Annotated in this window: 7 protein-coding genes and 1 rRNA gene; 5 read left to right on the top strand and 3 right to left on the bottom strand. The window is 41.3% G+C overall.

What is annotated here, in order from left to right; translation table 11 throughout:
• Positions 1-94: ribosomal RNA gene (locus AACS92_RS04215) — 16S ribosomal RNA — on the bottom strand; the annotation flags it as partial.
• A 524-nt stretch (positions 95-618) separates the two neighbouring features.
• On the opposite strand from AACS92_RS04215, the gene mdtD reads away from it, so the two are divergent.
• Positions 619-2,016, top strand: a complete 1,398-nt coding sequence (gene mdtD, locus AACS92_RS04210; RefSeq protein WP_099110093.1) for a multidrug transporter subunit MdtD — start codon at positions 619-621, stop codon at positions 2,014-2,016.
• A 45-nt stretch (positions 2,017-2,061) separates the two neighbouring features.
• Here mdtD and rbsK read toward each other — a convergent pair whose 3' ends face one another.
• Complete coding sequence (gene rbsK / locus AACS92_RS04205; RefSeq protein ID WP_099110092.1) at positions 2,062-2,991, bottom strand: ribokinase; 930 nt, start codon at positions 2,989-2,991, stop codon at positions 2,062-2,064.
• A 307-nt stretch (positions 2,992-3,298) separates the two neighbouring features.
• On the opposite strand from rbsK, the gene ravA reads away from it, so the two are divergent.
• Entirely contained in the window at positions 3,299-4,801 is a 1,503-nt protein-coding gene (ravA, locus tag AACS92_RS04200; RefSeq protein ID WP_099110091.1) for an ATPase RavA, read from the top strand.
• Positions 4,802-4,805: 4 nt separating this feature from the next.
• Positions 4,806-6,263, top strand: coding sequence for an ATPase RavA stimulator ViaA (gene viaA, locus AACS92_RS04195; protein ID WP_099110090.1), 1,458 nt, complete (start codon positions 4,806-4,808; stop codon positions 6,261-6,263).
• Positions 6,264-6,290: 27 nt separating this feature from the next.
• On the opposite strand, the gene asnA is transcribed toward viaA, so the two are convergent.
• Positions 6,291-7,283, bottom strand: a complete 993-nt coding sequence (gene asnA / locus AACS92_RS04190; protein WP_099110089.1) for an aspartate--ammonia ligase — start codon at positions 7,281-7,283, stop codon at positions 6,291-6,293.
• 166 nt (positions 7,284-7,449) lie between these two features.
• Between asnA and asnC the strand changes: the two genes are divergently transcribed.
• Together asnC and mioC are read left to right on the top strand one after the other, a co-directional pair.
• Entirely contained in the window at positions 7,450-7,911 is a 462-nt protein-coding gene (asnC, locus tag AACS92_RS04185; protein WP_099110088.1) for a transcriptional regulator AsnC, read from the top strand.
• Between the two features lie 92 nt (positions 7,912-8,003).
• Entirely contained in the window at positions 8,004-8,444 is a 441-nt protein-coding gene (gene mioC, locus AACS92_RS04180; RefSeq protein WP_099110087.1) for an FMN-binding protein MioC, read from the top strand.
• Positions 8,445-8,597 lie beyond the last annotated feature (153 nt).

The following is an 8,597-nucleotide window of genomic DNA, read 5'->3' as shown; positions in this document are numbered from 1 at the left end:
CAAAGCAGCAAGCTGCTTCCTGTTACCGCTCGACTTGCATGTGTTAGGCCTGCCGCCAGCGTTCAATCTGAGCCATGATCAAACTCTTCAATTAAAAGTGTTTGATGCTCAAAGAATTCTTACTGTTAGTTCGTAATGAATTAACTGTTTCAGTCACTCTTCAAGACTTGAATCTTTTTTTGCCTTTCGGCTGTCGATAGTGTCTTGCGAGTGCCCACACAGATTGTCTGATTATATTATTAAAGAGCGGTGGCAACCGGAAGCGTCTTCCGGGTTGCGAGGCTGCGTATCTTACGCTTTTTGCCTCCGGAGTCAAGCGTTTATTTTCGCTTTCCTTCCGCTGTCCTGCGCGGCTGTGTTCAGCTCAGCGTCGGTCAGTGGTGGCGCATTATAGGGAGTTTTTCGGCCCTGACAATAGTTTTTTTGCATTTTTTTTTCGTTCGTTTTTTTTTTCAACAAATTCAGCAAAAATGTTCATTTTGAATTCAATTATTGATGACATCTAAAGCGATTTTAAAATTCATGCAGCGAAACTAGAAATCTACTGGGTATATTTTTATGCATTAAAATGATACTTAGTTACCAAATAATCATCATGACAACATCACAGGACATCTAATGGTCAAATCTGCGCGCAGCATGTCCGGATTGCCTTGGATTGCAGCAATGGCTTTTTTTATGCAATCCCTGGATGCAACAATCCTGAATACCGCACTTCCGGCAATTGCAAAAAGCCTAAACCACTCTCCATTAGCAATGCAGCCAGCGATTGTCAGTTACACATTAACTGTAGCAATGTTGATCCCAGTCAGTGGTTGGTTAGCAGATAGGTTTGGTACCCGGCGGGTTTTCATTTATGCCGTGTCCTTATTTTCTTTAGGTTCTCTTGCCTGCGCATTATCCAGCTCACTTTCTTTTTTAGTCATTTCACGCGTTGTGCAGGGGATCGGCGGCGCAATGATGATGCCCGTTGCTCGTTTGGCTTTATTACGGGCTTATCCGCGTAGCGAACTATTATCTGTGCTGAATTTTGTCACGATGCCCGGATTAGTAGGCCCTATTTTAGGACCTCTGCTTGGTGGGGTATTAGTAACTTATGCAACTTGGCACTGGATATTCATTATCAATATCCCTATTGGCTTACTAGGCATTATTTACGCCAAAAAACATATGCCCAACTTTACTATGCCAAAAAGTCCCTTTGATTTTGCTGGATTCGTGATGTTCAGTTCAAGCTTAGTGATGATTTCAGTCAGTCTGGATTTATTTGGTAATAGCTCATTACCTAACTATGTTCCCGCTGTAGTATTCGCTTCCGGGATTATGATGCTATTCGGGTATTGCTTTTATGCCAAAAGACACCCCAACCCACTTATCAGCCTTAGTTTATTTGAAACCAGGACATTCTCGGTTGGTATCGGCAGTAATATTGCGACGCGTTTAAGCACGGGATCACTTTCTTTTCTTATTCCGCTGATGCTACAGGTAGGTTTCGGTTATTCAGCTATTATTGCAGGCATTATGATGGCACCGAATGCCATTGGCGCTATTCTAGCCAAATCTTTTGTCTCTCGGATACTGTCACGATTCGGATACAGAAATACCTTACTCTGGATCACAATCATTATCGGTCTCATGATTGCCCAGTTTTCGCTGCAATCCCCAGAACTGTCACTCGTGTTTTTGATTATCCCTCTATTTATATTGGGAATGGTTATGTCTACTCAATTTACAGCGATGAACACAATTACTCTTGGCGACTTAAACGATAATAATGCAAGTACCGGGAATAGCCTGCTGTCTGTAGCCCAACAATTATCCATTAGCTTAGGAGTCACAGTCAGTGCGGCAATCCTGCGGTTTTATGATGCAACAAATTATGGCTCTACTATAGATAACTTTCACTATACCTTTCTTACGATAGGTATGATTACGCTAACTTCTGCCTTTATCTTTCTGTTCTTAAAGAAAGAGGATGGTATCAACTTGGTTAAGAAAAAGCGGCCTAAAAAATGATGTTACGCCCGCAAGGCGGGCAACGTACTTTGATGATTATTCCGGTTAACCTTGCTCAGACAAAAACTCATCAACTTCATTTAGCCAAGGAATAGAAGGCTGTGCTCCACGACGAGTCACTGCTATCGCCGCCGCTGCATGGGCAAAACGAATTGCTGATAAAATTTCTTTTCCTTCTAATAGTCCCGTAACCAAAGCTCCATTAAATGTATCTCCTGCAGCAATCGTATCGATAGCTTTTACCTGAAATCCAGCAATCACTTTACCTTGCTTACCTTGTTCGCTGAGCCATACTCCACGACTCCCTAATGTAATGATAACTGTCTCTATTCCTTTATTATGCAGAACATGAGCCGCTTTTTCTGCTCCTGAATCATCTGTTACGGCAATACCAGTCAGATATTCTACTTCTGTTTCATTAGGAGTAATAATATCTACCAGAGAAAGTAGTTTATCTGAGATTTTTTGGGCTGGAGCAGGATTAAGGATCACTTTGGTATGATATTTTTTCGCTATCTCCGCAGCCAACAATACAGTCTCTAATGGTGTTTCCAACTGCAGCAGTAACGCATCTGCCTCCCTAATAACTTGTTCATGGTAGCGGAGATATTTTGGTATCAGTGCACCATTTGCACCCGCATTAATACCAATAACATTTTCGCCCTGTTGATTAACAAAAATCAGAGCGACTCCTGTTGTTTCACCTTCAATCATTTCTATGGCAGAAGTATTGATATTATCTTCTATTAATTGCTGACGAATACGTTGACCAGCATCATCCTGACCAACACAGGCAATAAATGTAATATCAGCCCCACAGCGACCAGCAGCAACTGCCTGATTTGCACCTTTTCCCCCGAATGCTACCTGATACTGTTGCCCCTGCACCGTTTCCCCTGCCTGAGGAAACGATTTAAGATTCAATATATGATCGACGTTAATACTTCCCATCACTACCAGTTTTGCCTTACGCATTATATTTACTCCTGTTCAAGGATCCTTCAGTTATCAAAAATAACAATCGTACAATGACAATGATTTTTAGTAATACACTCTGTGAACGGTAATAGTGGTATCAGTTTTTGTTCTCGATAAATATCTACATCTTTTACAAGTATTACTTCAGATACCCCACAAAGTTAATGCTAAATCAATTCCATAGGTAGAACCAGAAATTGGCAGTGCAACAAAAATTCAACAAATATTCATCAAAACCTTTGCATAGATAGTTTTTTACCTATAAATAAAGGAGAGTTACTATTTGAGCTATGGTGTTCACGATATGCAATTGGTTGAGAAAATAGTCCGGCTAAGTCAGTATCTGGAAAGTGGGTTGTATGAAAGACGACAGACCATCAGGCTTTGTCTACTGGCTGCTTTATGTGGAGAAAGCGTTTTCCTTCTCGGACCTCCGGGCATAGCCAAGAGCCTAATCGCGCGTCGGATAAAATTTGCTTTTCAGAATGCCCGTCATTTTGAATACCTGATGACACGTTTTTCCACCCCGGAAGAGATTTTCGGCCCTCTCTCTATTCAGGCGTTAAAGGATGAAGGCCGTTACCAGCGTCTTACTGAAGGCTATTTGCCTGAGGCTGAAATTGTTTTTTTAGATGAAATCTGGAAAGCAGGGCCTGCTATTTTAAATACGCTACTAACAGCAATAAATGAAAAAAAATTCAGAAATGGCAATCAGGAAGAACAATTACCAATGAGGTTGTTGATCACCGCGTCTAATGAACTACCTGATGCCAATAATGGCCTGGAAGCACTTTATGATCGCATTCTGATCCGGCTTTGGCTGGATAATATTCAGGAAAAGAAAAGTTTTCATGCTTTACTCACAGATCACAGCAATGAAAATACCAATCCTGTACCCGATCACTTTCAAATTACCCATGAAGAGCTTGATCAATGGCAGAATAAAATCAGCCACATCTCCCTTCCGATCCCTATTTTCGAGTTGATCTATCAGCTGCGTCAGCAAATTAATGCTATGGAAAATACGCCTCATACCTCGGATCGCCGATGGAAAAAATCTATTCGTTTGTTGCAGGCCAGTGCTTTTTTCAGTGGAAGAAACGCTATATCTCCTCTGGATCTCGTTCTACTAAAAGACTGTCTGTGGCACGATCTGAATACTTTAAAACTTACCCCTCAACTTCTGCATAATTTACTGACAGAACAAGCTTATCAACAACACTCTTTAACCCACAAAATGGAAGCGCTCTACCAACAGTGGATGAAAGCCAGACAAGATGAAACCCCTCATCCACCTTTACAGCTAACTACAAAATTATCAGTTTTTGGTCACCATACTTACTATTTGCTCCCTGAAAATATAATCGGTGAGAAGCTGACACTATTTCTGTCACCTTCATTAAATTTACATGATCTCGCCGTTAATTTTATCGAAGTAGATAAATCTCATCTGGAAAAATCCCTTAAAAAGAACAGTGACACTTTATCTGTCCGGTTAAATGGAATTGGTTTTCCACAAAAAATTCCTTTTGAAATTAACAAAAAAAATCAAATTGAAATGCTGGATATCAGCCGAAATAATGCAGTGTTATGTCTATCTGAACAAAAACAGATAATCCTGAAAAAAGAGCAGACACAGTGGAAGGAAAAACTCTTATCTATTGGCGATGAAATCCAACACCAGCATCAATTGTTCAGCCAGCATCAGCCCTGCTTATTTATCGAGACACATTGGCTGGCTGATATTGAGCAAAGTTTTTCCCAATTAACCGAGGAGCTTCAGAAATTGAGATCAAAAATGGGGTAATGACATGCTAACTCTGCCTGCTCTCGATCTTCTACTCGCCATAAATGAAAGCGATTTGATCGAGGAAATTATCTTAACATTCTTAAACACTCCTCAATTGATCATCTTCTTTAAAAATTTTCCCGGAATAAAACAAGCATTACTGAAAGAAATTCCAGACTGGCGAAAAACATTGCAGCAAAGGATCGAGGAAACCTTTATTCCTTCACCTCTGGCTGAGGAATTTTATTTATATCAACAAGTAACAATAATGGAATCTGCTGAGTTTTTTCAGAAATTACCCCACATTGTTGAAAAGATAGAAAAAATTCAATCCTCTTTTGCTAATGATGCTTATAAATTATGTCAGCGATCATTTCAGGGCAGCAAAGCTGGGCACATATTGTTTATTCAACGCTGGCGCGCATGTCTGATCCATCAAACAACGGCAATTCATAAGATATTATTGGAACAAGAAAAGGATCTTTTTCTGACAGAGATCCAGAAACGATTAGTAATAGCAAATCATCTTGCTCCTATCTTCAATGAAAATGATCAAGCTGCGGGGTGCCTATGGGATATGAGCAAAGGCCAGTTTCAGCCTACAGAACATAACATATCGCTACTAACTCAATATTCTGAGTTTCTTAGTCAACAGCCAGAATTGGAAAGACTGGCTCAACTACTGGGTCATAGCCAAACGGCTAAATCACTTCCTAAAGACAGCCCTGCTCTGGAGTCATTCACACAAACTGAACGTATTCCTGATACTGTGCCAGAACAAGTCAGCGGACTTCACCAAAGTGATGATATTCTGAGAGTTCTGCCTACAGAGCTGGCCATGTTAGGGATTGAAGAATTGGAGTACGAATTTTATCGTCGACTAGTTGAAAAAAAACTACTGACCTATCGCTTGCAGGGAAATAGTTGGCAAACAAAAACTGTTTTAAAACCTGCTATTCATCATCACAACGAAAAGCAGCCCAGAGGACCATTTATTGTCTGTGTGGATACTTCCGGTTCGATGGGAGGCTTCAATGAACGTTGTGCAAAAGCATTTTGCCTTGCTTTGATGCGTATCGCACTGGCTGATAACCGCCAGTGTCATATCATGCTGTTTTCCACAGATATCATTCATTATGACTTAACATCGCAGAATGGGCTGACTCAGGCAGTGAATTTTCTGGGGCAAACATTCAGGGGAGGAACTGATCTGGCCTTCTGCCTGAAAATAGCAATAGGAAAAATGGAAACATACATCTGGAAAGATGCTGACGCTGTTGTTATTTCAGATTTTATTGCCCAGCGTTTACCGGGCGATCTAATCCATCAGGTACAAAATCTGCAACAGCACCAACAACACCGCTTCCATGCAGTCTCTCTGTCCAATTACGGGAAACCCGGCATCATGCGAATATTTGATTACATCTGGCGCTTTGATACCGGGATTACAAGCCGTTTACTGCGAAAGTGGCAGCACTGAAAACTTAATCCTTTCAAAAAAACAGAATTACAGGACACCTTCGACAGATTCAATCACTTCTGGTGACCAAACACCACACTGAACCTGACCAATATGCGCCATTTGCAGCAGCAGCATCACTAAACGGGACTGACCAATACCACCACCGATAGACTGTGGCATCTCACCTTTCAGCAGAGACTGGTGCCAGTCGTACTGCAAGCGATCTTCATCACCGGACAGTGCAAGCTGACGCTCCAGCGCTTCAGCATCAACACGGATCCCCATTGAAGAAATTTCAAAAGCATCCTGCAAAACAGGGTTCCAGACGATAATGTCACCGTTCAGGCCAAGGAAACCATCGCTGTTTGCTGTTGTCCAATCGTCATAGTCCGGTGCACGAACATCATGTGCCTGACCATCAGACAGCTTACCGCCGATTCCCATCAGGAAAACAGCACCAAATTCTTTTGCAGCCGCACGCTCACGACCTTTGGCATCCAGATCTGGGTAACGTTTCAGAAGCTCTTCACTGTGCATGAAGTGAATTTGATCTGGCAGGAACGGTGCCAGACCAAATTCCTTACTTACTGCTTGTTGTGTTTCTTTTATCGCTTCGTAGATTTTACCCACTGTCTGTTTTAAATAGTCGAGTGAACGACAACCTTCACCCACTACTTTTTCCCAATCCCACTGATCAACAAAGACCGAATGGATAGGAGTCAGGCGATCCTCATCAGGACGCAGAGCTTTCATATGCGTATACAATCCTTGTTCTGCCTGAAAACCAAAGCGACCTAGTGTCTTACGTTTCCATTTAGCCAGAGAATGAACCACTTCAAACGTAGCATCAGGCAGTGTCTTAACCTTCACCTGTACCGCTTTTTCGTGGCCTGACAGGTTATCCTGCGTACCATCACCAAGACGGCTCAGAATTGGCCCCTGCACTTCGATTAAACCAAGTTGCTTCTCTAGCAAACGTGAAAAGTAAGATTTCACAAAACTAATCTGCTGCTGTTTTTCAATAAAGGATGTTTTCATGATGCTGCTCTCTAAATTTTTTAGTGACCCTGTGTCCTGTTGATATATATTAAGCAACAAAACAGAGTATAAATTCAATATCTGATAATAAAAATATACACTAATGCAGATAAACGATAATTTTTACACTATAAAAATGAATATCATTTAAAAATAGGGATTAAAAATGGCAGAAATTTATCAGATCGATAATTTAGACCGAGACATACTTCATGCTTTAATGGATAACGCGCGTACACCTTACGCTGAACTAGCCAAAAAATTCGCAGTCAGCCCGGGCACGATCCATGTTCGCGTAGAAAAAATGAAGCAGGCGGGAATTATTTCCGGCACTCGGGTTGATATTAGTGCTAAACAACTTGGGTTTGACGTATGCTGCTTTATTGGCATCATCCTGAAAAGCGCGAAAGACTACCCAGCAGCATTACAAAAGCTCGATATGCTGGATGAAGTCGTTGAAGTCTATTACACAACAGGGCATTACAGTATTTTTATCAAAGTCATGTGCCGGTCTATCGAATCTCTTCAAGATGTACTTATTAACAAGATCCAAACTATTGACGAAATACAGTCAACGGAAACACTGATCTCACTACAAAACCCGATCATGAGGACTATCAAACCCTGATCCTGAAAAACCTATAACCATATTATCCACAGGTAGATCCCGACAGACTCACAACGTACAATAGTTGCTCTTTAAATTTAGCAAGGATCATGATGAGCACGATAACCTTAATCAGCGGAAGCACAATGGGCAGCGCTGAGTACGTTGCTGAGCATATGGCAGAGATCTTGGATAATCTTGGTTTTTCAACAGAGATACTACATGGCCCTTCACTGGATGATTTGCCTCTGAATGGGCTATGGATTGTAGTCACATCAACACATGGGGCAGGGGATTTACCTGAAAATCTTCAACCTCTCGCCAATGAGATCGTACAGCAGAAACCTGATCTGAGTCTTGTAACATTTGGCGCTGTCGGGATTGGAAGTTCAGAATATGACACATTCTGTGGTGCAATAAGATCATTGGAACAATTATTAGAAGATCAGCAAGCAAAAAGGATCGGCGATCGACTGGAAATAGACATCCTGCAACACGAAATTCCGGAAGATCCAGCTGAAGAATGGGTCAAAGAATGGGCAAAGTTACTCTGATCAGATTAATTTTTTAGCGATCAACTGTGGATAACTTAGCTAAAAAGCAGGGGTTAACCCGTAGTTATCCATTTAATAATCATGTTTCAATCTAGCGGTTGTGTATAACTAGCTATTTAGATCCCAGCTTATACTGAGTTGGATCACGGATCA

It is taken from the genome of Xenorhabdus sp. KJ12.1, assembly GCF_963876495.1.
GTDB lineage: Bacteria > Pseudomonadota > Gammaproteobacteria > Enterobacterales > Enterobacteriaceae > Xenorhabdus > Xenorhabdus stockiae.
The sequence above is the reverse complement of the archived record's forward strand: the minus strand, read 5'-3'. Positions and strand labels throughout refer to the sequence as shown.